Annotated in this window: 22 protein-coding genes and 5 pseudogenes; 14 read left to right on the top strand and 13 right to left on the bottom strand. The window is 62.0% G+C overall.

The window, feature by feature from the left end; genetic code table 11:
- Positions 1 to 155 precede the first annotated feature (155 nt).
- On the top strand, positions 156 to 392 hold the full coding sequence (locus tag ACFXS9_RS04995) for a DUF1127 domain-containing protein (protein WP_392685627.1): 237 nt from the start codon (positions 156 to 158) through the stop codon (positions 390 to 392).
- 204 nt (positions 393 to 596) lie between these two features.
- On the opposite strand, the gene ACFXS9_RS04990 is transcribed toward ACFXS9_RS04995, so the two are convergent.
- Both ACFXS9_RS04990 and ACFXS9_RS04985 read right to left on the bottom strand, forming a co-directional pair.
- A complete protein-coding gene (locus ACFXS9_RS04990) occupies positions 597 to 1,022 on the bottom strand; it encodes a universal stress protein (protein ID WP_028348607.1) in 426 nt (141 codons plus the stop codon).
- Positions 1,023 to 1,180: 158 nt separating this feature from the next.
- A pseudogene (locus tag ACFXS9_RS04985) lies at positions 1,181 to 1,736 on the bottom strand (SixA phosphatase family protein).
- A gap of 94 nt (positions 1,737 to 1,830) precedes the next feature.
- On the opposite strand from ACFXS9_RS04985, the pseudogene ACFXS9_RS04980 reads away from it, so the two are divergent.
- From ACFXS9_RS04980 to ACFXS9_RS04960, 5 genes and pseudogenes are all read left to right on the top strand, one after another.
- A pseudogene (locus ACFXS9_RS04980) lies at positions 1,831 to 3,266 on the top strand (NAD(P)/FAD-dependent oxidoreductase).
- Between the two features lie 63 nt (positions 3,267 to 3,329).
- Positions 3,330 to 3,830, top strand: a complete 501-nt coding sequence (gene msrB, locus ACFXS9_RS04975; RefSeq protein ID WP_392685624.1) for a peptide-methionine (R)-S-oxide reductase MsrB — start codon at positions 3,330 to 3,332, stop codon at positions 3,828 to 3,830.
- 187 nt (positions 3,831 to 4,017) lie between these two features.
- Positions 4,018 to 5,829, top strand: a complete 1,812-nt coding sequence (locus tag ACFXS9_RS04970; RefSeq protein ID WP_392685622.1) for a flagellar hook-basal body complex protein — start codon at positions 4,018 to 4,020, stop codon at positions 5,827 to 5,829.
- A 47-nt stretch (positions 5,830 to 5,876) separates the two neighbouring features.
- On the top strand, positions 5,877 to 7,757 hold the full coding sequence (gene flgK / locus ACFXS9_RS04965) for a flagellar hook-associated protein FlgK (protein WP_392685619.1): 1,881 nt from the start codon (positions 5,877 to 5,879) through the stop codon (positions 7,755 to 7,757).
- Between the two features lie 7 nt (positions 7,758 to 7,764).
- Positions 7,765 to 9,642 (top strand): flagellar protein, encoded by a 1,878-nt coding sequence (locus tag ACFXS9_RS04960; RefSeq protein WP_392685618.1) that lies wholly within the window; start codon positions 7,765 to 7,767, stop codon positions 9,640 to 9,642.
- A 72-nt stretch (positions 9,643 to 9,714) separates the two neighbouring features.
- On the opposite strand, the gene flbT is transcribed toward ACFXS9_RS04960, so the two are convergent.
- Both flbT and ACFXS9_RS04950 read right to left on the bottom strand, forming a co-directional pair.
- Positions 9,715 to 10,143, bottom strand: a complete 429-nt coding sequence (flbT, locus tag ACFXS9_RS04955; RefSeq protein WP_392685615.1) for a flagellar biosynthesis repressor FlbT — start codon at positions 10,141 to 10,143, stop codon at positions 9,715 to 9,717.
- Positions 10,134 to 10,556, bottom strand: coding sequence for a hypothetical protein (locus tag ACFXS9_RS04950; RefSeq protein WP_392685612.1), 423 nt, complete (start codon positions 10,554 to 10,556; stop codon positions 10,134 to 10,136). The genes flbT and ACFXS9_RS04950 overlap by 10 nt, the downstream gene beginning before the upstream one ends.
- A 160-nt stretch (positions 10,557 to 10,716) precedes the next feature.
- On the opposite strand from ACFXS9_RS04950, the gene flaF reads away from it, so the two are divergent.
- Entirely contained in the window at positions 10,717 to 11,082 is a 366-nt protein-coding gene (gene flaF, locus ACFXS9_RS04945; RefSeq protein ID WP_275185541.1) for a flagellar biosynthesis regulator FlaF, read from the top strand.
- A 23-nt stretch (positions 11,083 to 11,105) separates the two neighbouring features.
- The gene (locus ACFXS9_RS04940) at positions 11,106 to 11,471 is read left to right on the top strand and encodes a hypothetical protein (protein ID WP_392685609.1); all 366 of its coding nucleotides are present in this window, start codon (positions 11,106 to 11,108) and stop codon (positions 11,469 to 11,471) included.
- Positions 11,472 to 11,489: 18 nt separating this feature from the next.
- Here the strand turns inward: ACFXS9_RS04940 and ACFXS9_RS04935 are convergent, their stop codons facing one another.
- From ACFXS9_RS04935 to ACFXS9_RS04920, 4 genes are all read right to left on the bottom strand, one after another.
- Positions 11,490 to 11,879 carry a hypothetical protein gene (locus ACFXS9_RS04935; protein WP_392685607.1) on the bottom strand — a complete coding sequence of 130 codons (390 nt, stop codon included), beginning with the start codon at positions 11,877 to 11,879 and terminating at the stop codon, positions 11,490 to 11,492.
- Between the two features lie 158 nt (positions 11,880 to 12,037).
- Positions 12,038 to 12,535 (bottom strand): hypothetical protein, encoded by a 498-nt coding sequence (locus ACFXS9_RS04930; protein WP_334363738.1) that lies wholly within the window; start codon positions 12,533 to 12,535, stop codon positions 12,038 to 12,040.
- Positions 12,536 to 12,554: 19 nt separating this feature from the next.
- Positions 12,555 to 12,893, bottom strand: coding sequence for a flagellar assembly peptidoglycan hydrolase FlgJ (gene flgJ / locus ACFXS9_RS04925; RefSeq protein WP_392685604.1), 339 nt, complete (start codon positions 12,891 to 12,893; stop codon positions 12,555 to 12,557).
- The gene (locus tag ACFXS9_RS04920) at positions 12,893 to 14,017 is read right to left on the bottom strand and encodes a flagellar basal body P-ring protein FlgI (RefSeq protein ID WP_392685601.1); all 1,125 of its coding nucleotides are present in this window, start codon (positions 14,015 to 14,017) and stop codon (positions 12,893 to 12,895) included. The genes flgJ and ACFXS9_RS04920 overlap by 1 nt, the downstream gene beginning before the upstream one ends.
- Positions 14,018 to 14,283: 266 nt before the next feature.
- Between ACFXS9_RS04920 and ACFXS9_RS04915 the strand changes: the two genes are divergently transcribed.
- A complete protein-coding gene (locus ACFXS9_RS04915; protein WP_392685598.1) occupies positions 14,284 to 14,697 on the top strand; it encodes a flagellar assembly protein FliX in 414 nt (137 codons plus the stop codon).
- Between the two features lie 40 nt (positions 14,698 to 14,737).
- Here ACFXS9_RS04915 and ACFXS9_RS04910 read toward each other — a convergent pair whose 3' ends face one another.
- The gene (locus ACFXS9_RS04910) at positions 14,738 to 15,124 is read right to left on the bottom strand and encodes a winged helix-turn-helix transcriptional regulator (protein WP_392685595.1); all 387 of its coding nucleotides are present in this window, start codon (positions 15,122 to 15,124) and stop codon (positions 14,738 to 14,740) included.
- 114 nt (positions 15,125 to 15,238) lie between these two features.
- Between ACFXS9_RS04910 and ACFXS9_RS04905 the strand changes: the two genes are divergently transcribed.
- From ACFXS9_RS04905 to ACFXS9_RS04890, 4 genes and pseudogenes are all read left to right on the top strand, one after another.
- A complete protein-coding gene (locus ACFXS9_RS04905; protein ID WP_392685594.1) occupies positions 15,239 to 15,850 on the top strand; it encodes an NAD(P)-dependent oxidoreductase in 612 nt (203 codons plus the stop codon).
- Positions 15,851 to 16,049: 199 nt separating this feature from the next.
- A pseudogene (gene dksA / locus ACFXS9_RS04900) lies at positions 16,050 to 16,414 on the top strand (RNA polymerase-binding protein DksA).
- A 69-nt stretch (positions 16,415 to 16,483) separates the two neighbouring features.
- Positions 16,484 to 17,269 carry a 2-keto-4-pentenoate hydratase gene (locus ACFXS9_RS04895; RefSeq protein ID WP_392685591.1) on the top strand — a complete coding sequence of 262 codons (786 nt, stop codon included), beginning with the start codon at positions 16,484 to 16,486 and terminating at the stop codon, positions 17,267 to 17,269.
- Positions 17,270 to 17,343: 74 nt separating this feature from the next.
- Positions 17,344 to 18,156, top strand: a complete 813-nt coding sequence (locus ACFXS9_RS04890) for a hypothetical protein (RefSeq protein WP_392685588.1) — start codon at positions 17,344 to 17,346, stop codon at positions 18,154 to 18,156.
- A gap of 21 nt (positions 18,157 to 18,177) precedes the next feature.
- On the opposite strand, the gene ACFXS9_RS04885 is transcribed toward ACFXS9_RS04890, so the two are convergent.
- Together ACFXS9_RS04885 and ACFXS9_RS04880 are read right to left on the bottom strand one after the other, a co-directional pair.
- Positions 18,178 to 18,585 carry a ClpXP protease specificity-enhancing factor SspB gene (locus ACFXS9_RS04885; RefSeq protein ID WP_392685585.1) on the bottom strand — a complete coding sequence of 136 codons (408 nt, stop codon included), beginning with the start codon at positions 18,583 to 18,585 and terminating at the stop codon, positions 18,178 to 18,180.
- A gap of 968 nt (positions 18,586 to 19,553) precedes the next feature.
- Positions 19,554 to 19,913, bottom strand: a complete 360-nt coding sequence (locus ACFXS9_RS04880) for a PRC-barrel domain-containing protein (RefSeq protein WP_392685582.1) — start codon at positions 19,911 to 19,913, stop codon at positions 19,554 to 19,556.
- A 271-nt stretch (positions 19,914 to 20,184) separates the two neighbouring features.
- On the opposite strand from ACFXS9_RS04880, the pseudogene ACFXS9_RS04875 reads away from it, so the two are divergent.
- A pseudogene (locus ACFXS9_RS04875) lies at positions 20,185 to 21,781 on the top strand (ATP-binding protein).
- A gap of 112 nt (positions 21,782 to 21,893) precedes the next feature.
- On the opposite strand, the gene ACFXS9_RS04870 reads toward ACFXS9_RS04875, so the two are convergent.
- Positions 21,894 to 22,157 carry a GlsB/YeaQ/YmgE family stress response membrane protein gene (locus ACFXS9_RS04870; RefSeq protein ID WP_392685579.1) on the bottom strand — a complete coding sequence of 88 codons (264 nt, stop codon included), beginning with the start codon at positions 22,155 to 22,157 and terminating at the stop codon, positions 21,894 to 21,896.
- A 43-nt stretch (positions 22,158 to 22,200) separates the two neighbouring features.
- A pseudogene (locus ACFXS9_RS04865) lies at positions 22,201 to 22,654 on the bottom strand (YidB family protein).
- Between the last annotated feature and the right edge of the window lie 13 nt (positions 22,655 to 22,667).

Raw genomic sequence — 22,667 nt, 5'->3', positions numbered from 1 at the left:
CTTGCACCGAGAAATGTATCGGATCATTTTGAACCCATCAAGCCCGTGATTGCACTGAGAGGGGTGCAAGCAATCAGAACTCAATAGATGCTAACGCTCGGATGGCGTTTGCATCGACGGCAGCGCTTTGCCGCGCGAAAGCAAGGAGAAGAACGATGACGACGATATCCCAGACGGCAGGTCAATCTGCGTCCCGAACCTTCGCTGGTGGCTTTTTCCGCCTGCTCGGTCACTGGGTAAACGCCGTTGTAACCTACTTTGCGCGCCGCCAAGCCATCAAAACGCTCTGCGAGTTGGACGATCGCGCGCTTCGCGACATTGGTGTCGAGCGCAGCCAGATAGCGTCGGCCGTGCGCGGCGTCATCGATCCGATGTACGGGCGAATGATGTGAGACGCGTTCGACTTCATCGACCTGCAATACCAACGGCCCGGTCAATCGATCGGGCAGGCTTGCGTCGTGCGCCGCTGCGGACCCGGTCCGTCCTACTTTGCATGGGGTTGTTTTCGATATTTTGTGTCTGGGCCCTGCGGTGCAGCGCCGACGCGCATCCGCACGGCGTCCGGGATACGAGATCGTTAGTGCTTTGCATTCCAACTAGTGGCGGACCACCAGCACCGAGCACTTGGCATAGCGCACCACATGGCCGGCGTTGGAGCCGAGAAAATAGGTCCGCATCGCCGGGCGGTGCGAGGTCATCACGATAAGGTCGGCCTTGACGGCGGCTGCCTCTTCAAGGATCTCGTGATAGATGCCGCCCTTCCGCACTGCGGTGGAAATGCGCGGCGCGTCGATGCCGGATTCCTGCGCCACGATCGCGAGCGCTTCCTCCGAGGTCGCGCGCTGCTGGGCGTCGAAATCGGCCGGCACGTATTCCGCCAGCATCACCGGCGTCATCGGCAACACATTGAGCAATCGTACCGAGCCGCTCCAGGTTTGCGACAGCGTTGCGGCGGTCGCGATCGCGGGCTTGGCCAGATCGGTATCAGCCAGATCGATCGGCACGAGAATCGACTTGAACATCTGAGCCTCCCGCTGCAGCCCGTGCGGTTCTGATTTGTCAGAACCCGACTCCAGCCCTTTGTTTTGACGCGCTTTCTTTTACGCGAACTTGTTCTTAATTCGCTCGAAAACTGCATCGTGGCGAGCTTAGCACGGGAGAGCCTGGATGTCCGCGCGCCTCAATCGTCCAGCGCCTGCTTCAGCAATTTCGGGCTGGTGAAGCGCACGAGCTTGCCGCGGCGGAACGCCACCTCGCTCCAGTCCTCGGTGGCAAAGTCGAGGATCGCCAGTCCCGCGGTCGGCAGATTGTCCTCGAGCGCCTTCTTCGCCGCCGCGTCGCCGCTGCCGGCGAGCATCAGTGCCAGCTCATGCATGCCGGGATTGTGGCCGACCAGCATCAGGCGCGCGGGGTCGGTGACCTCGGCCATGCGGATGATCCGCAGGAGCCGCGTCGGCTCTGCGCCGTAGAGTTCATCGAGCAGTTCGACCTGCGGCTTCGGCGGCCGTTCCCGCACTGCATCCTTAATCGCGTCGCGTGCGATTTCCCAGGTCTGCCGCGCCCGCACCGCGGTCGAAACCAGAACTGCGTCGGGAAAAAGGCGGATGCCGGCCGATCCAGGTTCCGATAGCGACGGCATCCCGCCGTCCGCGCTCGTCGAGTCGGCGGTCGTGGTCATGGCCCGAAGGCGCATCGTGTTCGGTCTTAGCGTGACGCAGCAGCATCAAACGGCGCATTGGCGCGATCTCGATTCGGTCTTAGTCTGGACTAATCTACAAGCTCATGTCTGGGACGAGGTGACAAGCGCTGCAGCCGGCCGTAAGAAACGCCATGCCCGAGACTTTCTCAAGTGCGACCAACGGCCCCGACGACGGCCCTTTTCGCTCGCGTCTTTCGTTCGACCTGGATGTCGACATTTGCGTGGTGGGAGCCGGACTTGCCGGTCTTACGGTAGCGCTGGAGGCCGCGCGACGCGGCGCCAGCGTGGCTGTACTCGAAGGCCGGCATGTCGGCTGGAACGCGTCCGGCCATCAACTCGGTACCGTCATGCCGGGCTACAGTCTTCCGATCAGCGACCTGATCGAGCGCGTGGGCATCGAAGACGCGCGCGAATTGTGGGCGCTGTCGAAGGAGGGCGCCGATTACGTTCGCGCCGCCGCAACCGAAGAGGCGATGCCGGGAATTGCGCTCACTGAAGGCGCGCTGGAGGTCTCCAACGTCGATGCCGGCGAGACGCTGATCAGCCGGCTGCAGACGCTGAGCGGGGATTTCGAGACCGAAGTCGAGGGATGGCAGGTCGATCGCGTTCGCGATCAGCTCGGGACGGCGCGCTATTTCCACGGCATCTATTATCCGCGCGCGTTCCAGATCGACGGCCGCAAATACATCCGTGGCCTTGCCGCGCAGGCAAGGCGGGCGGGCGCGCGCATTTTCGAAGATACCCCGGTCGTCAGCATCGATCCGTCGGGCATTCGCAAGCGCATCGTGACGCCGTCGGCACGGCTGCGCGCCTCTCATATCGTGCTGGCCGGCAACGTTCATCTCGGCGCCCCGTTACGCCGCCTGTCGGAGACGCTGCTTCCAGTCTGGCGCTATGCCGCGGTGACGGAGCCGCTCGGCGAACGGCTGGGCGAGGTGATCGCCTTCAGGGGCTCGGTGGCCGACAGTGACGGCATCGATCATTTCCGAATCATCGACGGCGACCGGCTGATGTGGGCGAGCCCGGAAACCACCTGGGAAGCGCGGCCGCGCCGCTTTGCCCCCTCATTCAGCGCCGCATTGCCACCATCTTCCCAGCGCTCGGCAAAGTCCCGATATCAGACGTGTTCGGCGGCGCGGTCGGGGTGACCGTGCACGGCATGCCGCAGATCGGCCAGTTGCGCAAAGGGCTGTGGGTTGCCAGCGGCTTCGGGCGGCACGGGCTGAACACTTCGGCAATGGCGGGGCAGGTCATCGCGCGCAGCATCCTGTGGGGTGAAGACCGGTGGAAACTGTTCTCGCCGTTCGAACTGGTCTGGGCGGGCGGCGCCACTGGCCGCGTAGCCGGGCATTTGATCGGCCTGTGGGGGCGGGGCCATTCCGCCGCGGCGGGCGCGCTGGCCCGTTACCGCGAAGGCGCCCGCGCCCGGGAACGGGTGCGCGAGGCGCGGTTGGCGGAGGCCAACCGGCAAGCCGGAACCAGGCCGCGCCGTCCGCCGGTCGCCCCGCGCTCCGTGCCGGTCGCTCCCTCGCAGGAAAGTGAGAAGGTCCGGGACGGATCGGTGTAACTTCGGCGCTTCCGGGCCGTACTTGATGGCGAACCGTTAGGCCCGCCTCGCACGGAGAATTCCATGTTCGACCGCCGTATCCTGCTCGCATCCGTAGCCGGCCTGTTTGGCTTGGCCGCTTTCCGCTGGCTGCGCACCACGCCGGCGCAGGCCGCCGGGAAATTCGAGGTAGAAAAGACCGACGCCGAATGGCGCGCCCAGCTTACGCCGCAGCAGTATGAGATCCTGCGCAAGCACGGCACCGAGCGGCCGGGCTCGAGCCCGCTCCTGAAGGAAAAACGCAAGGGCATCTACGCCTGCGCCGGCTGCGATCTGCCGCTGTTCTCCTCGGATGCCAAATATGACAGCGGCACCGGCTGGCCGAGCTTCTGGCAGCCGCTCGACAATGCCCTGGGCAAGACCGAGGACCGCACTTTCGGCATGTTGCGCATCGAGGTGCATTGCCGCCGCTGCGGTGGCCACCTCGGACACGTCTTCGATGACGGGCCAAAACCGACCGGCTTGCGCTATTGCATCGATGGATTTGGGATGGTGTTTCACCCGGCAGGGCCCTCGGCCTCTTAAGGCTTGTGCCCGGCAATTGTTGCCCGCCCGGCAAATGTGCCCCGGTCTTTGGGCCGGGGCTTTTCTATTAAGCTATTGATTTTTATATATTTTGTAGTTTGGCACAACGCTTGCGACATCTTCTCCCGACGCGGCCTGGGTTTACGTGGACCGGCGAGCCGCCCGGATCGAATTTGGAGAAAATGTCATGGGTATCTTCGGCGCTCTCACCACCGCGGTCGGCGGCCTCCGCGCCAACTCCTACGCATTGGAAAACGTCTCGGGCAATATCGCCAACTCGCAGACAACGGCGTTCAAGCGCGTCGACACCTCCTTCCTCGATCTGATTCCGCAGACCTCAGCGACCGCGCAACTCGCCGGCGGCGTCACCACGCAATCGCGCTCCACCAACTCGGTGCAGGGCGACGTGCAGACGGCATCGGTTGCGACCTTCATGGCCATCAACGGCAACGGCTTTTTTGCTGTGCAAAAGCCCGGCAACTTCACCGACGGCACGCCGGTGTTTGACGGCGTCGACCGCTACACCCGCCGCGGCGACTTCCAGCTCGACAAGAGCGGCTATCTCGTCAATGGCGCCGGCTATTATCTGCAGGGCGTGCCGATCGACCCGACCACCGGCAACCCATCGGGCAGTTCGCCGCAGGTTCTTCGATTCCAGAACGACTTCCTGCCGGCGCAGCAAACCACCAGGATCGACTATCGCGCCAACCTCGCCAGCTATCCGCTGACAACCAAGCATGACGTTTCCGTTCCCGGATCGGAATTGATCGTGCCGGGATCATACAGCGCCGGACACAATCCGCTGGCACTCGGAACACCTATGGCGCCCTATACCGATGCCTCCAGAAGCGGCACGACGCAGAACAACAAAGCGACGCCGTCGGTTGCGAACACGGCCGCAACCCTGCTCAGCGGCGCGGCCGGCACCAACTCGATCTCCACCAATTTTGTCGCGGGCGACACCATCACGGTCAACGGCCAAACCCTCACCTTCATGGCGTCGGGCACCGCCGTCGGCCCCAACCAGATCAACGTCGACGACAGCATCGGAACCCTGCTGGGCAAGATCGACGCGCTCCAAGGAACGTCAGTCGCGTCCACGATCGCCTCCGGCTCGATCACGCTGCACTCCGGCACCGCCAACAACCTCACGATCTCAAGTTCGAACACTGCAGCCTGGGCGGCCCTCGGCTTTACCGGCACCGTGACGGCGACGCGCGGTGGCGGCGGCGGCGTAGGCACCGGCCAGGTCGTTGGCAACGACAATTCGACGTTCCTCGCCGAGTCGATCGCGGGTGGTGCGGTTACGACCTACGACATCTCGGGCGCACCGGTGAACCTGCAGTTCCGCTGGGCCAAGGTCGACAGCGCTACGCTCGGCGCCGGCCATACCGATACCTGGAACCTGTTCTATCAGGTCAATCCCAACGCAACCGGCACCCAGGTCGCGTGGCAAAACGTCAACACCAATTTCACGTTCTCTGCCTCAGGCCAGATGACGCCGGCGATTCCGTCCGTGGAGCTCACCAATGCCGTCGTCAACGGCGTCGCGCTGGGCAGTCCCGTCATCAACTTCGGCACCGGCGGTGTCACCCAGTTCGCGGACGCCAACGGCAACGTGCAGGTCAACCAGATCCAGCAGGACGGCTTCCCGGCCGGCCAGTTGCAATCCGTCGGCGTAGGCACCAACGGCCGAATCGTCGGCAACTATTCCAATGGCCGCAACCTCGACCTCGCTGAAATCTCGGTAGCGACCTTCAACGGCACCAACTTCCTCAAGCGCGTCAACGGCGGCGCATTCGAGGTCACCGACGCATCCGGACAGGCGCTGTTCGGCAAGGCCGGAACCATCGTCGGCTCGTCGCTGGAGGGATCCAACACCGACATCGCCGATGAGTTCACCAAGCTGATCGTCACCCAGCAGGCCTATTCGGCGAACACCAAGGTCATCACCACTTCCAACACGATGGTGCAGGATCTCCTGAACGTGCTGCGCTGATTGTGCGGCGAGCCGTTCGCGATACGTCTTGAGATGGGCAATTAGTCATGGGTTTGAGTCAAGCTCTCTCTACCGCGATGTCCGGCCTGCGCGCGACGCAAGCCGCGATCTCGCTGGTCGGATCGAACGTCGCCAACGCGGAAACGCCAGGTTACGTCAGGAAGTCGATCATCCAGTCCGCTGGCGTGACCGGCGATTACGGTTCGAGCGTTCTGCTCCACGGCGTCGACCGGCAGCTCGATCAATATCTGCAGGCGGCGTTGCGGACGGAAACCTCCGGCGCAGCCTATGCCGACATCCGTTCGACCTTTCTCGCCAATCTGCAGAACGTCTACGGAAATCCGGCTGAAACCGGCACCATCGAGGACTCGTTCAACAAGCTGTTGACCGCGTTTCAGGGCCTGTCGACCAGTCCGGACTCGCAGTCGGCGCGAATCAGTGCCGTCAGCGCCGCGCAGACCATGGCACAGACGCTCAATGCGACGACGCAGGGGATTCAGAACCTCCGCGCGAACGCCGAGATGGGCATCAACGATTCCATCGTTACGGCGAACAACGCGATGGCCCAGATCGCGTTCATCAACAACCAGCTCCAGAACAACGGCAAGACGGACGCTGCGACGGCATCGCTGCTGGACCAGCGCGATCAATACATCACTCAACTGTCGAGCTTGATGGACATCAGAACCGTCGTCAACGACCTCAACCAAGTGACCGTGTTTACGAACTCCGGCGTGCAATTGGTCGGGACTGAAGCTGCGCAGCTAAGCTTCAATCCGCAGGGGACGATGACGCCCAACACGCTGTACAACACCGATCCGACCAAGAACAACGTCGGTACCATCGCCATCAATTTCCCGCACGGCGGCAGCTACGATCTGGTATCGACCAACTCGATTCGCTCGGGCAAGATCGCTGCCTATCTCGAGCTGCGCGACAATACGCTGGTGAAGGCGCAGGCGCAGATCGACCAGTTCGCGGCGTCGATGGCGAGCGCGCTGTCGGACAAGACGACGGCCGGTACCGCTGCTCCGGCGTCCGTGCTGCCGCAGGCCGGCTACGATCTCGACCTCACGGGGTTGCAGTCGGGCAACGTCATTCACGTTAGCTACAAGGATAACACCACCGGCGTTACGCATAATCTCTCGATCGTGCGTGTCGACGATCCGAGCGTGCTGCCGCTGAGCAATACTACGACCCTCGATCCCAACGATGAGGTGCTCGGCATCAATTTCGCCGGCGGCATGGCGTCGGTAGTCTCTCAGCTCAACGCCGCACTCGGGTCGAGTGATCTGCAATTCTCAAACCCGTCGGGATCGACCCTGCGCGTGCTGGATGATGGCGCGCCAAACCGCTCCGACGTGCTGGCGGCGTCGGTCACAACGACCATGTCGTCGCTCACCAGCGGCAACCCACAGCTTCCACTGTTCACCGATAATGGCGGCCTGTTTTCCGGTGCGATCACCGCCAACGGGTCGCAGCAGACCGGCCTTGCCGGCCGCATCAGCGTCAATCTCGGGCTGCTCGGCGATCCCTCGCGCACTATCGTGTTTTCCACCAGCCCGCTGACGCCTTCGGGCGACACCACGCGCTCCGACTTCATTCTCAAGCAACTGCAGACGGGCAACTATCGCTACTCGCCACAGACCGGCATCGGAACCACCGGCGCACCGTTTACCGGCACGCTGGTCAACTTCGCCAAGCAGTTCATCAGCCAGCAGGGCGAAGCCGCAACCGCTGCCAAGCAACTCGCCGACGGTCAGTCTGTAGTGCTGAACACCTTGCAGAAGAAGGTGACGGATGCCTCAGGCGTCAATATCGACGACGAGATGGCGCATCTGCTCGCGCTGCAGAACGCCTATTCCGCCAATGCGCGCGTGATGTCGTCCATCAAGCAGATGTACGACACGTTGATCCAGGCGATGTGAGGGTTTCATGTCTATCGATGGCGTTAGCGGCAGAACATCCTACATCGGGACTTCGATCCTCAATATCCGCAAGCAACTCGATGATCTGACGCAGCAGCTTGCCAGCGGCCGGGTCTCGACGACTTATGCTGGGCAGGGCGCCAATCGCGGCTTTGCGCTCAGCCTGCGCGCGCAGGTCAGCAGCATCGACGCGTTCAAGGACACAGCAACCAACGTCAATACGCGGCTCAACGTCGTTAACCTTGCGCTGCAGGGATTGGCCGACATCGGCACGTCGGTAAAGAAGGCGGCCAGTACATCGACCATCGTGCTCAACGACAACGGTCAAACTTCCGGTCAGATCACGGCGCAGGCGGCGTTCTCGAATGCGGTGTCGCTGCTGAACAGCCAGACGGGCGACCGCTATCTGTTTTCCGGCCGCACCACCGACACATCAGCGACGGTGCCGGCCGACGTCATGCTCGACGGTGTGGGTACGCAGGCCGGTCTGAAGCAACTGATCAACGAGCGCCGTCAGGCCGATCAGGGCGTCGGTAACATGGCGCATCTGACGGTCTCGTCGCCGCCATTGACGACCACCGTGACCAGCCTGGCCGAGGACGGTTCATCGTTCGGCTTGAGGCTCGGTTCGATCAGTTCGTCACTGACGGGAGCGACCGTGACCCAGCCGACCGGCGCGCCGCCGGCCGCCACCGTCGATCTCGGCGCCGTCAATCCGAACAATGGCGACAAGATCACGTTCAACTTCAACCTGCCCGACGGCACCACGGAGTCGATCGCGCTGACCGCGACGACCACCAATCCGCCGCCTGCCGGCTCGTTTCTGATCGGCGCCGATACGGTTGCGACCACGGCCAACCTGCAGGCTGCGTTGACGTCCTCGATCCAGACGCTGAGCGACACCGCGCTGGTCGCCGCCTCGGCGATCGAGGCTTCCAACAATTTCTTCAATCCATCGGCGACGGTCGTTGGAGGTACGGCCAACAACAAGGACACGGTGCCGGCGCCGATTACTGGCGCCACGCTGCTTTCCGGCGCTGCGAATACGGATTCGCTGGCCGTAAACTTTGCAGCGGGCGATACCATTACCGTCAACGGCACGCCGATTACCTTCGTCGCTGCCGGCGCGACCGGCAACCAGCTCAACATCACCGACAGCGTTCAGACCTTGCTGGCCAAAATCGATTCGATCACCGGCACCGGTACGCCGTCGACCGTCACCGGCGGCGTGATCGCGCTGCACGGTGGTGACGGCGCGAGCCTGACGGTTTCCAGTTCGAACGCGGCCGCCTTCGCGGCGCTGGGATTCGGCGCCACGGCAAGCGCAAATCCGGCGCCGCTGCGTGTGAACGGTCCGCCGTTTGCCACCGCCACCAATCTGATCGGCGGCACAACCGCCAACACCGTCTCGTGGTACACCGGCGAAGTCGGCACCGATCCGCCGCGCGGCACGGCGATCGCGCGCATCGACCAATCCATCACGGTGCAATACGGTGCGCGCGCCAACGAGCAGGCGCTGCGCTACGAGCTGCAGAATATCGCGGTGTATGCCGCGGTCACGACCAACGCCGCCAATCCGAACTCAAAGGCGCAGGTGAATGCGCTGCAACAGCGGATTTCGGCAAACCTGGCGCCGCAGACCGGCCAGCAATCGATCCAGGACATGCAGGCGGAGTTCGCCGGCGCTCAGAACGCTATCAAGGCGTCGACCGACCGCCAGACCCAGCTCAAGGGAATGGCGCAGACCATGCTCGACCAGATCGAGGGCATCAACCAGGACGAGGTTGCGACCAAGATCCTGGCGCTGCAGACTAGTCTGCAGGCCTCGTATCAAACGACATCGATGCTGTACCAGACCACGCTGACCAAGTTCCTGCCGATCTGAAGAAAACTTGTTCGCTTCAAAAGCAAAAGGCCTCCCTCGCGGAGGCCTTTGTACTTTTGAGCGATGCGATGGCTACGCGGATTTGCGATCTGGCTCATTGAGCGATTGCATTTTCCGGGCACTTTGCAGGATCTGCTCTTCATGGCCGATCAATTTCTTCGCTTCCTTCAGCGCGTGGTAAAGATCGCCGTTCAGAGTGCAGTTGTTGATGCCCTCGATGAAGGGCCATGCGCTCGGCATCGTCGTGAGGATGTCGCGCACGAGGCTGAAATAGGTCGGATGGTGGGCCATCGGATCCGGTGACAGGTACATGAGCTGCACTGCGAGGTAGACCAGCTTGGCCGGCGTGTCGGCGGTCTCGGGTGTGTGAATATCTTTCTCGCGCAGGATCGGAATCCTGTCGCCGTCGATCAACAGCCTGGCGCGCTGATCGGTATTGGTGATCACGCATGCGCCGATGATGATTCGCTCGTGCGGTTTGAGCTCGACTTTCAAGGCCATGCCTGTTCTCCGTTGACGCTTTCGCGCGTTGTCGATTGCCCGCCGGCAGATTCGCATCCTTCCCGATGATGGTTAACCAATGGTGAACATGCGAATAGTGCCCATTTGGCGGGGCTTTCTTGCGCCTGGCCAGTAGGAATACGGATCTGATTCCAACCTGGAGAATTAGTTTCACCGGCGTCAACTTCAACGCGGCCGGTGTCGGTTTCGCCAATTTCATCGACAACACGGCGACTAACAATGTCGTTGCCAACCTGCCAGCGCTTCGACATTGCTGCGCACGCAGGCGTCTGCCTTTGGTTCGAACCTGTCGATCGTGCAGATCCGTCACGAAACTTTTCCGCTCGAGAAGAAAAAGCCGGCATGAAGAAAAGCATCGAAGGTGAGAATTTGGGCTTCGATGTTAATTCCATCAGAACCTGATGGCCGGCATGCTGACGAAAATGTGGATTTCTGCCGGACTACCGACACAATCGGTAACACTTGCTAACCATATTTAAAGGCGCAAGCTGTATGAAAGTTGGGCAGTTTTTCTGCAGTCCCGCTGTCAACCGCTCCCATCGAGGTTCGTGAATGTCTAATGCAGCCCAAGCCTACGCGCGTACATCGCAAACGACGACGTCCCCCCGTGAAATTGAAGCGCAGGCGCTGCTGAAGGCCGCACGGCAACTCCAGGAAGTCCAGTCCAACTGGAATGGCCCTGATAAAGCCATGCACAACGCGTTGCTGTTCAACCGCCGGCTCTGGTCGATCTTCATGAGCGCCGTGGAAGCGAACGAGAACCCTCAACCGATCGAAGTGCGGCAGAACATCGCGAACATCGGCGTCTTCGTAATGAAGCAGACTGTCGACATGCAAATGAACCCGGATCCGGCGAAGCTGAAGTCGCTGATCGACATCAATTGCAATCTCGCCGCCGGCCTTTCTGGTCGCGGCTAACCGGTTTGGGTGAGTGAGCCGCCATGGCTGATCTCTGGAGCATCATATCGGCCAACTACAAGGCGGTAGGATTGACCGTTCCGTCCAAGACCCCGTATGTGGCGGTCGATCCCACGCTGTACGAAGGCAGCTGGAGCGGGAAATATGCCGACAACAAGACGTTCAAGTTCACGATCTCGAACGTCACCGGCTTTCGCGCCAAGGTGCAGTACCAGAGCGGCGGCACCAACAAGTTCCAGGAGGTTCTGATCAAGGACCTTTCGTTCCGGATCGGCGACACCAAGTTCACGCTATCCGCCCTTGGGAAAGCGGAGATCAAGAACGTTGTCACCGATCCGTCGAGCGGCCAGACCTATCTCGACCAGGCCTACGCATCACGCTCGAGCTAACGTCAGTCGTTACGTGTCCTAAGCCTTGCGATCGGTAGCGCGAAGCCGCGTGGGGGCCTCTTTGGTCAAATCGAGCGTGTGGAAATAGGCCCGCCGGCGCAGCACGGCTTCCTCGGGAAACTGCTTCACCACCTGGCTCGTCCTGGTATCGATGACCTGGTAGACGACGGCGCGGGCGTCGCGGTCGATCACCACCTGGTTCGACTGGTTCGACACCGAAGCATTCGAAATGGAGACGCGGACGGCCGCGGAATCGGTGCTGGCGCGCGCGCCCCTGTCGGCTGCCGAGACGCTCTGGCTCGCCGGCAGTTCGGTTGCGACCGCATGCTGTACCGCCTCGCTCACGTGCTGAACGATCGGCGCGGCAACCGGTGCCCCCACCGGTTTGATGTTGAAATCTGTACTCATGGCAGCCTCCAGGCTTGCTGCGAGTCAAATCCAACCCCTCATCGATCGCAATATAGCCGGGCACCTCTCAACACGGTGTTAGGGAATACGCTGAATCCCGCTTTGAGGCGGGCGCGCAAATTTAGTGAAAATTGTGGCGGACCGAAGATCGCGATCGCTTACAGCGAACGGCTGACCGAGAGCGGGGTGATGTTGCGCGGCCCCGGCGCGGCGCGTTGTCCCGAAGCCGTATAGGTATTCGGAATGTTCTTGCGCTGGATCTCGGCGTTGACGCCGCGCACGATGCCCTCCGACACGGCGTGCGCGGTGGCAAGCACGGTGAGGTTGATCTGCAGCATCGCGCGGAAGGTGTCGTGATGGCGGCGCAACGTCGTCAGCAATTCCGGAGATACCTGCGCTAGATATTTTTGCGCGTTCTTCAGGTTCTCGACCGCGACCATGTAGCGGCGTGACAGCTCGCCCTTTTGCTCCTCCAGCCGTATCGCCTCGCGCACGTTGCCGGCGCGAACCAGTTCGGTTTCGCGCTCGATGATGCCGAGCAGCCCGCTCATCACGTCCATCAGTTCTTCTGCGAGCTTGCGCGCCTCGGTTGGCGTGGAGATTGCTCTTGCTGGCGCGGGGGCCGGTGCGGGCCTGGCCTGGGGATGCTGATTCATGTCGGGGGTTTCCTTTGGATCAGCCGACGCGGTTGGCTTGCTGGAGGATCAAGGTGCGGAAGACATCGTTGGAGATGCCGATGCCGCCGGACTTGGCGAAGGATTTCGAATACTCGTCCGTCAGCATCGAGCGCCAGACGCCGGTGCCGGGCGTGTCACCGAACGGTCCTTCGCCTTTGACGCCGGTGGTCATCTGCGACAACATCGAGTTGAGGAACATCGCCTCGAACTCTTCGGCCTTGGCTCGTGTCTTTTTTTGCGCTTCCGGCGAAATCTTGGTCAGGGCGTCGGCCAGCAGCGGGTCCTTGCGGCCGTTGATCAGCGAGGTCTTGTCGTAGGAATTGACGATGCCGTTCATCACATCACCTCGATGTCGGCCTGGATCGCGCCAGCGGCCTTGATCGCCTGCAGGATGCTGATGAGGTCGCGCGGGCCGATGCCCAGACCATTGAGGCCGTCGACGAGCTGCTGCAGCGACACGCCGTCTTTCACGACCGCAAATTTCTTGCCGTCTTCGGAAACGCTGACACCGGTGCGCGGCGTCACCACAGTTCGGCCGCGTGACAGCGGATTGGGCTGGCTGACTTGCGGGCTCTCCGAAATCGAGACGGTGAGATTGCCTTGCGCCACCGCAACCGTGGCCACGCGAACGTCACGGCCCATCACGATGATCCCTGAGCGCTCGTCGATGACGATCTTGGCAGCGAGATCCGGATCGACCTGTAATTGCTCGATCTCGGTCAGGAAGGCGACGACATTGCCCTTGAATTCGGCCGGGATCGCCAACTGCACCGTGGAGGGATCGATCGGCTCGGCGGTCTTGACGCCGAGGAAATCGTTGACCGCGGCTGCGATGCGCTTGGCGGTGGTGAAGTCGGCATTGCGCAGCGCCAGCCGCACATTGGGCAGGCGATTGAGCGCGAATTCGATCTCGCGCTCGATGATGGCGCCGTTGGGGATTCGGCCGTTGGTCGGCACGCCGCGCGTGACGCTGGCGGCGGCGCCTTCGGCCGCGAAACCGGCGATGGCGAGCGAGCCCTGGGCTACCGCATAGACGTTGCCGTCGGCGCCGAGCAGGGGGGGGACGAGCAGGGTGCCGCCCTGAAGATTCTTGGCATCGCCGAGCGCGGAAACCGTGACGTCCATCCGCGTGCCCTGAGTGCCGAAGGCCGGCAGGTTGCCGGTGACCATGACGGCTGCGACGTTGCCGGTGCGGATGGTGGCGCCGCGGATGTTGACGCCCATGCGTTCCAGCATCGCCTGCAGCGACTGCTTGGTGAAGGGAATGTTGTTCAGCGTGTCGCCGGTACCGTTGAGGCCGACGACGAGGCCGTAGCCGATCAACTGATTCTGCCGCACGCCTTCGATATTGGCGAGATCCTTGATCCGCGACGTCGCGCCCGCGGACGAGGGCGTTAGCGCGAGCGCCAACAGCGCGGCGCAGGCCACCCAAATCACTCTTGCCGAACGGATGCCGGGCATCCTGTGCTCCCCTCGAGGTCTTCCACCGGACCGCAGGCGCCACTCCCATGACGACGATCCGGCATTAACTATGCGAGCGCCGTGCCACACTGCGTTTCCGACGCAATGCATTGATATTGCTGGGTCTTCGTTGGAGGCGCGAGGTCGCGGCGGCTTCACCACGATGGGCGAAACTGCCGCATGTCGGCAGATTTTGCCGGGCCGTTTACGCGTCATTAACCATAAGAAGGCGAAGGTCGCTCTATTCTCAGGGCGAGATCACCACGATGCGAATCTACGGACCGAACGGCACCACGCTTGGATCGCCCGCAAGTCACACGCGGCGAACCAGTTCGACCGGCTTCTCGCTGCCGGAGACGCCGACCACGCCCGAGGAGCCGCGCGCGGCTGTAGCGCCCAAAGCCGCCGGCAACATCGACGCGCTGCTCGCCCTGCAGGGCGTCGAGGATCCGACGGAGCGCCGCAAGCGTTCGGTGGCACGGGGCAGGGGCGCGCTCGACGTGCTCGACGAACTCAAGATCGGCCTGCTCTCCGGCAATCTCGATGCTTCTACGGCGAACCGGCTGCGCGATGCCGCTGCCAATCTGAAGTCGTCCTCCGGCGATCCCGGCCTCGATGCGGTGCTGGCCGAGATCGAGCTGCGCGTCGAAGTCGAACTGGCAAAGGCCGGGCGGTTCTAAGATTTTCTCCGCCTGTCCCCGGATGATGGGGTGGCTTGATTCACGCCGCCATATCCTTGCGCGCCGTGTCGTAACGGCGCTGCGCGTTCAGCACCTCCTTCAGGTTCTTCTCCGCCCAGTCCCGCAGCGGATCGACCGCGTCGGCGAGCGTCGCGCCGAGCGGTGTGATCGAATACTCCACCGTGACCGGCACGGTCGCGATCACTCGGCGTTTGATCAATCCGTCGCGTTCGAGCGATTTGAGAACCTGGCTCAGCATCTTCTGCGAGATGCCTTCAATGGTGCGGCGTAACGCATTGAAGCGCATCGGCTCGTGCCTGATGAGAAGCAGGATGAGCACGGCCCATTTGTCGCCGACGCGATCGAGAATCTGCCGCGTCGGGCATCGAGCCGAATAGGCGTTCGGGGTTTTGGCGTTGGCTTTCACAGCGGTTACTCCGGCGTAATCAGGTGACCCAAAAGTGCTCTCTTAACACTTACATTCATTTCGCTATCTAGTCACCATTGGATACCACATCCGTCAATTCGCAGGGAGACCTCCATGAAAATCGCCGTCATCGGCGCGTCCGGCAATGCCGGTTCGCGCATCACCGCCGAACTCGCCCGCCGCGGCCACACCGTGACCGCCATCGCCCGCCATCCCGAAAAGGTCGCCGCCCAAGCCAACGTCACGCCCACCGCGGGCGATGCCATGGACCAGGCGGGACTGGCCCGGCTGCTCGCCGGTCATGATGCCGCGATCAGTTCGATCCACTTTCTCGCCAGCGACCCGGCCAAGCTGATCGGCGCTGCCAAGGATTCGAAGGTTGGCCGCTACCTCGTGGTCGGGGGCGCCGGCAGTCTTGAAGTGGCTCCGGGCGTTCGGCTGGTCACTACCCCGGGTTTTCCCGTGGCATACAAGGCGGAAGCCGAGAAGGGCGCCGCCTTCCTCGATCTGCTCCGGGGCGAAAAGGAACTCAATTGGACCTTCCTGTCGCCCTCGGCCCTGTTCACCGCCGGCGAGCGAACAGGCAAGTTCCGCCTCGGGACCGACCAGCTTTTGACCGCCGCCGAGGGCAAAAGTTCCATTTCCTTCGAGGATTTCGCAGTTGCACTCGCCGACGAGATCGAGCGTCCCGCCTATATCCGCCAGCGCTTCACAGTCGGCTACTAGCGCCAAGCGGTCCCGATAACTTTGCCTGTGCAAGGCCTTGGGGGAGGTACCCCCAAGGAGACGGCTCATATTGTCTGTCACAACCCGCCGCTATATAAGGCCCGCGCGGACGGACAATTTTCCGCCCCGCCTTGCACGCGAAGATGGGCTGGCCTTGGAAAAGTTGAAGAATTATCGACCCTCCGAAAAAGAGCCTTTCATGAACGACCGCCAGCGCGAGTATTTTCGCGCCAAGCTGCTGGCGTGGAAGGACGAGATCCTGAGGAATCGAAGATCACCCTGCAGACACTTCAGGAAGAGAACGTCAATCATCCGGATCTCGCTGATCGCGCCTCTTCCGAAACCGATCGCGCCATCGAACTGCGCGCCCGCGACCGCCAGCGCAAATTGATCTCCAAGATCGACGCGGCGCTGCAACGCATCGAGGACAACACCTACGGCTATTGCGAGGAGACCGGCGAGCCGATCTCGCTCAAGCGGCTGGAGGCCCGCCCCATTGCAACGCTGTCGGTGGAAGCGCAGGAACGTCACGAGAAGCGCGAGAAGGTTTATCGGGACGAATAGGGCAGGGCCTGACGGCTGACCGCGAAGGGCGGTCAGTGCAGTAGGCCGCAACCATGAAAGCCGCCGCTGATGGACAAGATTCTCGCGGCCGCACAGAACATCGCTACCGCCCGCCGCAATCGCGCGCCGCTGGCCGCGCTGCCGCCTGAGCTAGCGCCTGAAGATGAAGCCGAAGGCTATCAGATCCAACGCGCCGTCCACGATCTGCTGCTACCGCAGACCGGCGCGCTGGTCGGCTACAAGATCGGCTGCACCAGCCCGGTGATGCAGGAATATCTCGACATTCCCCATCCTTGCGGCGGTGGTGTGTTCGCCAAGGGCGTGCATGACTCCGGCGCCAAGCTGCGCTTCGGCGATTACGTCCGCGTCGGCGTCGAATGCGAGATCGCGGTGCGGCTGGCACGTAATCTCGCGCCGTCAGAAGCCCCGTTCACCGCGGAGTGGGTGATGGAGGCAATAGAGGCGTATCACCTCGCAATCGAGATCGTCGACGACCGGTACGTGAAATGGGAGACGATGGGCGCGCCGACGCTGGTCGCGGACGATTTCTTCGCCGCCGGCTGCGTGCTCGGCAAGGCGGTGGCGCGCACCAAGGTGCCGGACCTGCTCACGGCCAAGGGCCGTGCCGTCGTCAACGGCAAGGAGGTGGGCCGCGGCACCGGCGCCGACGTGCTCGGCCATCCCCACAACGCGCTGGCCTGGCTTGCCAATCATCTCGCCGAAGAAGGCACGGGGCTGCATGCCGGGCAGATCGTTCTCACCGGCAGCCTTGTGAAAACCGTGTGGCTCGGCCAGGGCGATGCCGTGAAGATGGAGTTGGAGGGGCTAGGGACGGTAACCGCGACATTTGCGTAGATCTCGTCCGGTGGGCGAAGGCGCGCTTGCGCCGTGCCCACCATTTTTGTGTCGGTATGGTCCGAGTGAGAGTGATGACTGAGAGCGTTCCGTCGGTTCTCGAATCAGAAGCGAGAGGCGAAATCGCAGACATTTATGCCGACATCCGCAAGGTGCTCGGCACCAGCGTGGTCAACCTGATCTGGCGCAACCTCGCGACAATGCCGGGCGCGCTGGAATGGACGTGGGCGACGGTGCGACCGCTCTATCTCGGCGACGCGCCATTGCATGCCGAAGCCGTCAGGCGAACGATCGCGCTGCCGGATTGGCCCGGCTTCTCCATCGACACCTTGCTCGCCGCAGGCGTGGACGAGACCGAGCGCGCGCTGATTCGTGACGTGCTCGACAGCTATCAGTATACCAATGCGCTCGCGCTCGTCGTGCTCTCGGCGTTGCTGGCGCATTACGAACCGCGCCCGGCCGATGCCGTGACGGCCGCCGATAAGGCGGCAACGGCGCCCGGCACAAAAATTCCGGAGTTGCCGCCGATGGAGGCGCTGGACCCCGAGGTGGCCGCGCTGGTCGCCGAATTGAATTCCTTTGGAGAGGACACCGAACCGCAACTGATTGCGAGTATGTATCGGCACTTGGCGTACTGGCCGTCCTATCTGGCGCTGGTGCGAACAATGCTGGCGCCACTGCAGCGGGAAGGGCGGCTGAACGCGCTGACGCTTTCGACTCGCGCGCTCGGGCACGCGCATGGTGCGGCTCTCGCAAAGCAACTGAAGCCGCCGGCGCCGCCGGACGCGCTGAAGGGCGCGCTCGCTTCCTGCCGCCTGTTCGTCGAACATCCGATCGCACGGATGACAGGGCTTTGCGCCCTGATCCGGCGCGCGACGCCGGAGTGAGGCATCAGCCGTCGGAGCACTTCAACTCGGACTTATCCCAGAATGATTTGATTGCATGGAAGGGGACGGTGACCCGTTCCCGAGCCCCCTTAATCGCAGCAGTACATCGAAGCGGTCATCCCTTACGTTCAACTGCTCGAAGTCATTCTGCAGGATGATGGTCATATCGTCGGGATATTTCGTCTTGAGGCCGATCGATAGTTTCACGCCGTCGGCGCCGGTGCGAAACGTGAGATTGACCGGCCGCTGCTCCGAGGCGAGACGGAGCGTCTCGGCAATCTTGGAGCGCGCCGTCGGCTTACTGCACGGCTCGGCGAATGCAGGCGAGGCCGGAATCAGGATCACGAGGAAGAGAAGCATGGCCCCACAAGCAATGGTCACACCCCGCACTTGCGGGGTAGCTAGTACGCCGCGACCTGTCGTTCCCATCACTGCGGTCTCTGGAATACTCGATCGCCTGCTTCTCGGGCGAATGATAATTGGGTGTGTGCTCGCGTCCCTGCGGCTTGGGTCATGCTAACGGGTTCCCTCAAAAAAGAAAGAGGGAGCGGGAGCGCCAGATGCCCGCAGCACCCGCCCTCCGTGTGTATTGGTAGTAAGTATACGGTAATCATCGCAGGTGTGCCGATCACCGGCGGTGCCCTGCGTAATGAGTTTAGCGGCTTATATCGTGCTTTCCCCGGCCATGAATCGATCTTGAATCCATCTTGAAATCCATCTTGCCAGCGTCGCCGGCGAATTAATGGTTAATAAAAGCTTTGCCGGGCTCGAAGCGCTTCGCCGTTCGTCCGCGCGATTGCTCGCCCAGTTGATGCCGCCCTGCGACAAACTTGCGCACCCGAGGTGCTGCTACCGGCGGTAGCCGCCATGGAGAACGGCGCAACGGGCAACTCCAGGCCCTCATCCAAGAACGCCGGCACGCAGGACGCCGGGACCGCAGGCGCGTGACAAGGAGGGCGATGCTACTTTCTCCCGCGGGAACCATGAAGAAGTAACGTTCGGGCGGGAACGATTCTTGATCGGGAAAATTATGCAATCGTGTTTTTGGACACGAGGCAACCCTTCAGGCTCTGGCGCAATCTTCCCCCCGAGAGGCGCCGGGGCCTGCTTTTTGGCTGACCAGTGGCCGATTCCACGCCGGGCGCTGTTTGATCGAACTGTTTGACAAGCCGTATCGCTGTCACAGGCTGATGACGTACGCGCTCATCGCCAGCAAAACGGCGACGCTGACAGCGATAACGATCAAGAAGAATTTTCCCATTGCTCCGCCTTTCGCAGATCACAACGCAAGGCAGCAGGAATAGTTCTCTGCTAACAGGCGAACGCAGGCCCTGCGTTCGCGCCTGCCAGGCAAAGAAAAGCCCGCCACTGAGGCGGACCCCAATGAGCAACCACGATCAGATCGCGACGCCGTAGTAGTCGTTGACGGCGCGGGTCCGGGTCGGATCGCTCCAGTTCCAGGCGTTGTCATTGCCGTAATGCGGTGCGCTCTTGAGCTGCGCTTCCGTCACGCCGGTGACGTAGCCACCGAGCGAGGTATCGTATTTCAACGATTGCCAGGGTAGCGGATAGTGATCGTCGCCGATGCCGAGAAAGCCGCCGAAGGAGAGCACGGCGTAGGACACCCTGCCGCTCTTCTTGTCGATCATGACGCGCTCAATCGAGCCGATCTTGTTGCGATCGGCGCCATAGACTGCAGTTCCCTCGACCTTGTCGCTGCCGATCAGGCTGCCGGTTTCGTTTGCGTCCAGTGCCATGGGATTCTCCTCCTGCTAGATGGATGAACGAAAAACGAGGAGCGGGGGGAGACGTTCCGGAGTGTGGCAGTTACCCATCGACGCATCGATTGGTTGTTCCCGGGGATGCAACATGCGGGTTTGATGGCTCTCGTGCGGGCGCAGCAACATTCGCCGAGGTCAGCACTGCGCTTGTGCGGGTGGCGAAAAACCTGAATAATTTCCGTCGCTCCGACGCACGGATCGGAGGATTGCGGTTGCATGCCTGCAGCCGCTTGTTGGAGCTATCCACATGTCGACGCTCACCGCGCACGGCGCGTGCTTACTGTGGAAGCCGGAACTGATCTGGCTGAATGTCATTTCCGACGCGATGCTCGCCGGAGCCTTCTTTGCTACGGCGTTCGTCCTCGCGTTCTTCGTGTGGCGGCGCCACCGTGAGCTCATGTTCCGGGGCGTATTCTTCGCATTCGCAATCTTCGTCGCGGTCTGCGGAGTGACCCGCCTGCTGTCGATCTACACAATGTGGGTGCCGGCTTATGAAATCGAGGCCCTGACCAAAGCTTTCCTGGCGCTGATCTCGGTCGCGATCGCGGCAGCATTACTGCTGCTGCTGCCGCGGATCCTGGTGCTGCCCACGCGCATTCAGCTTGCGGGTGCCTATGCGGCACTTGAGGAGGAAGTCAGGCAACGCCGCGAAGCTGAGGCCATGGTCAGGCGTTTTGAGGAGAAAGAGGCCACCGAATCCAAGGTCCGGCAAGCGCAGAGGATGGAAGCCATCGGCCAGCTCACCGGTGGCGTCGCGCACGACTTCAACAACATTCTGACTGTGATCACCGGGACCATCGAAATCCTCAGCGATGCGGTCAAGGATCGTCCACATCTCACTCAGATCACCAATCTGATTAGCGGAGCCGCAGCAAGGGGAGCTGAGCTGACGAAGCATCTGTTGGCCTTCTCCCGTCGACAGCCGCTGCAGCCGCGCAATACCGATGTCAACGCGTTGGTGATCGATACAGCGAGTCTGCTACGACCGACCCTCGGCGAACACATCGAAATTGAATCAATGCTGGCGCACGATTCCGCGCCGGCGCTGATTGATCCCAGTCAGCTCTCGACCGCGATCCTGAACCTCGCCCTAAATGCGCGTGACGCCATGTCTAACGGCGGGAAGCTGACGTTAGAAACCAAGAATGTGGTGCTTGATGAGAACTACGCTCGCCTCAACAGCGAGGTTAGGCCGGGCAACTACGTCATGATTGCAGTAAGTGACACAGGGGACGGAATCCCCAGCAGCCTGCTCGAAAAGGTGTTTGAACCATTCTTTACCACCAAGGAGGCCGGGAAGGGATCGGGGCTCGGCCTCAGCATGGTCTATGGCTTCGTTAAACAGTCGAATGGACATATCAAGATCTACAGCGAGGAGGGCCACGGCACGACCGTGAAGCTATACCTGCCGCAGGCCACGGGTGGCGGCCCGGAGGCACCCGCCGGCGAGACTGGCGGGTATGCGGGCGAACACGGCGATGAGTCCATCTTGATTGTCGAGGACGACCCGTTGGTTCGCGAATACGTCGTGGCGCAGATCACCCGTTTCGGGTTCCACGCGCTCGCCGCCGGCAATGCCGCCGAGGCGCTGGCAATCATCGATGGACCCGAACGCATTGACCTGCTGTTCACTGACGTAATGCTCCCCGGTGGCATGAATGGCCGCCAGCTCGCGACCGAGGGGGTCAAAAAGGCGCCCAGGGCTCAAAGTGCTTTATACCTCTGGCTATGCGGAGAATGCGCTTGTACATCACGGCCGTCTCGATGCTGGCGTGCTGCTGCTGCCGAAGCCTTACCTCAGCGCCGATCTCGCGCGGATGCTTCTAACCGCGCTGGCATCGTGAGTTCCAGATGAGCAGGCGTTTCCTTGATTTCGACGTACGCGCAATGTCAGGCGAGCGCTTCGGGCCGGCGCTCCGCACCCAAGCCCGACGATAAAACCATCAGATCTGGTTCTTAAATCGATCGCCGTTGCCGGCCGGCGAAGAGGCCGTAGACGAAGAGCACAATGATGGCGCCGACCACCGCACCGATCAGGCCCGCGCCTTCTCCGGGCCGATACCATCCGAGCGACTGGCCGAGGTAGGTCGCCACGAAGGCGCCGACGATGCCCAGTATGGTGGTGAGAATGAAGCCCGAGGGCTCATTGTCTCCGGGCATAATGAATTTCGCAATCACGCCAGCAATGAAGCCAATGATGATCGTCCAAACTATGCCCATCTCGATGCTCCCTGTTGTTTGCCCCAACGTCACGTCCATTAGCTCATGCTGCGGGCAAACGGCCGTCCGGTGTGTACTTGTCGACGGCTGCCGGAAGCTCGCGAGACAATCTCGCCAAGATCTCTTCCTGCGAAAGTCCGGTCTGCTGTTCGAGTTGTGCCAGAACGTCGGACCCGATCGCTTGCTTCAGTTCCGGAGGCGAGACATCCTTGTTCGGGCCTTGGTTGATCCAGGATTCAGCCTTGTCGCCCTGGCCGTTTTGCTTGAAACTTTCGAGCAACTCGCCGATCCCGCCGTTGAGCAGGCCGCCAACCCCGGCGCCGCCCAACATTCCACTCAAATTGCCCAGCAAGCCGCCCGGCGGCTGCTGTCCCCCCGCCTGTGTTCGGCTGGCCCCCAACGCCCTTGAGAAGTTCTGCCAGTTTGTCGCGATTCTGATACCCCGCAATGGCGAGCAGCCCGAGCAGAGCAGTCATCGATGGCATTCCGCGGCCCATGATTAGCCTCCGT

Source organism: Bradyrhizobium sp. RDI18 (assembly GCF_043203335.1).
GTDB lineage: Bacteria > Pseudomonadota > Alphaproteobacteria > Rhizobiales > Xanthobacteraceae > Bradyrhizobium > Bradyrhizobium retamae.
Note: the sequence above shows the minus strand (reverse complement) of the source record. Positions and strands in the feature narration are given on the sequence as shown.

Bases quoted from the DNA above. Each gene is read 5' to 3' on its own strand.
- msrB (WP_392685624.1), top strand. From the start codon at position 3,330: ATGTTCGACCGCCGTATCCTGCTCGCATCCGTAGCCGGCCTGTTTGGC.
- ACFXS9_RS04960 (WP_392685618.1), top strand. From the start codon at position 7,765: ATGTCTATCGATGGCGTTAGCGGCAGAACATCCTACATCGGGACTTCG.
- flaF (WP_275185541.1), top strand. From the start codon at position 10,717: ATGTCTAATGCAGCCCAAGCCTACGCGCGTACATCGCAAACGACGACG.
- ACFXS9_RS04970 (WP_392685622.1), top strand. From the start codon at position 4,018: ATGGGTATCTTCGGCGCTCTCACCACCGCGGTCGGCGGCCTCCGCGCC.
- flgK (WP_392685619.1), top strand. From the start codon at position 5,877: ATGGGTTTGAGTCAAGCTCTCTCTACCGCGATGTCCGGCCTGCGCGCG.
- ACFXS9_RS04905 (WP_392685594.1), top strand. From the start codon at position 15,239: ATGAAAATCGCCGTCATCGGCGCGTCCGGCAATGCCGGTTCGCGCATC.
- ACFXS9_RS04885 (WP_392685585.1), bottom strand. From the start codon at position 18,585: ATGGGAACGACAGGTCGCGGCGTACTAGCTACCCCGCAAGTGCGGGGT.
- ACFXS9_RS04890 (WP_392685588.1), top strand. From the start codon at position 17,344: ATGACTGAGAGCGTTCCGTCGGTTCTCGAATCAGAAGCGAGAGGCGAA.
- ACFXS9_RS04950 (WP_392685612.1), bottom strand. From the start codon at position 10,556: ATGGAATTAACATCGAAGCCCAAATTCTCACCTTCGATGCTTTTCTTC.
- ACFXS9_RS04935 (WP_392685607.1), bottom strand. From the start codon at position 11,879: ATGAGTACAGATTTCAACATCAAACCGGTGGGGGCACCGGTTGCCGCG.
- ACFXS9_RS04920 (WP_392685601.1), bottom strand. From the start codon at position 14,017: ATGCCCGGCATCCGTTCGGCAAGAGTGATTTGGGTGGCCTGCGCCGCG.
- ACFXS9_RS04895 (WP_392685591.1), top strand. From the start codon at position 16,484: ATGGACAAGATTCTCGCGGCCGCACAGAACATCGCTACCGCCCGCCGC.
- ACFXS9_RS04995 (WP_392685627.1), top strand. From the start codon at position 156: ATGACGACGATATCCCAGACGGCAGGTCAATCTGCGTCCCGAACCTTC.
- ACFXS9_RS04990 (WP_028348607.1), bottom strand. From the start codon at position 1,022: ATGTTCAAGTCGATTCTCGTGCCGATCGATCTGGCTGATACCGATCTG.
- ACFXS9_RS04915 (WP_392685598.1), top strand. From the start codon at position 14,284: ATGCGAATCTACGGACCGAACGGCACCACGCTTGGATCGCCCGCAAGT.
- ACFXS9_RS04870 (WP_392685579.1), bottom strand. From the start codon at position 22,157: ATGGGCATAGTTTGGACGATCATCATTGGCTTCATTGCTGGCGTGATT.
- flbT (WP_392685615.1), bottom strand. From the start codon at position 10,143: ATGGCCTTGAAAGTCGAGCTCAAACCGCACGAGCGAATCATCATCGGC.
- ACFXS9_RS04880 (WP_392685582.1), bottom strand. From the start codon at position 19,913: ATGGCACTGGACGCAAACGAAACCGGCAGCCTGATCGGCAGCGACAAG.
- ACFXS9_RS04930 (WP_334363738.1), bottom strand. From the start codon at position 12,535: ATGAATCAGCATCCCCAGGCCAGGCCCGCACCGGCCCCCGCGCCAGCA.
- flgJ (WP_392685604.1), bottom strand. From the start codon at position 12,893: ATGAACGGCATCGTCAATTCCTACGACAAGACCTCGCTGATCAACGGC.
- ACFXS9_RS04940 (WP_392685609.1), top strand. From the start codon at position 11,106: ATGGCTGATCTCTGGAGCATCATATCGGCCAACTACAAGGCGGTAGGA.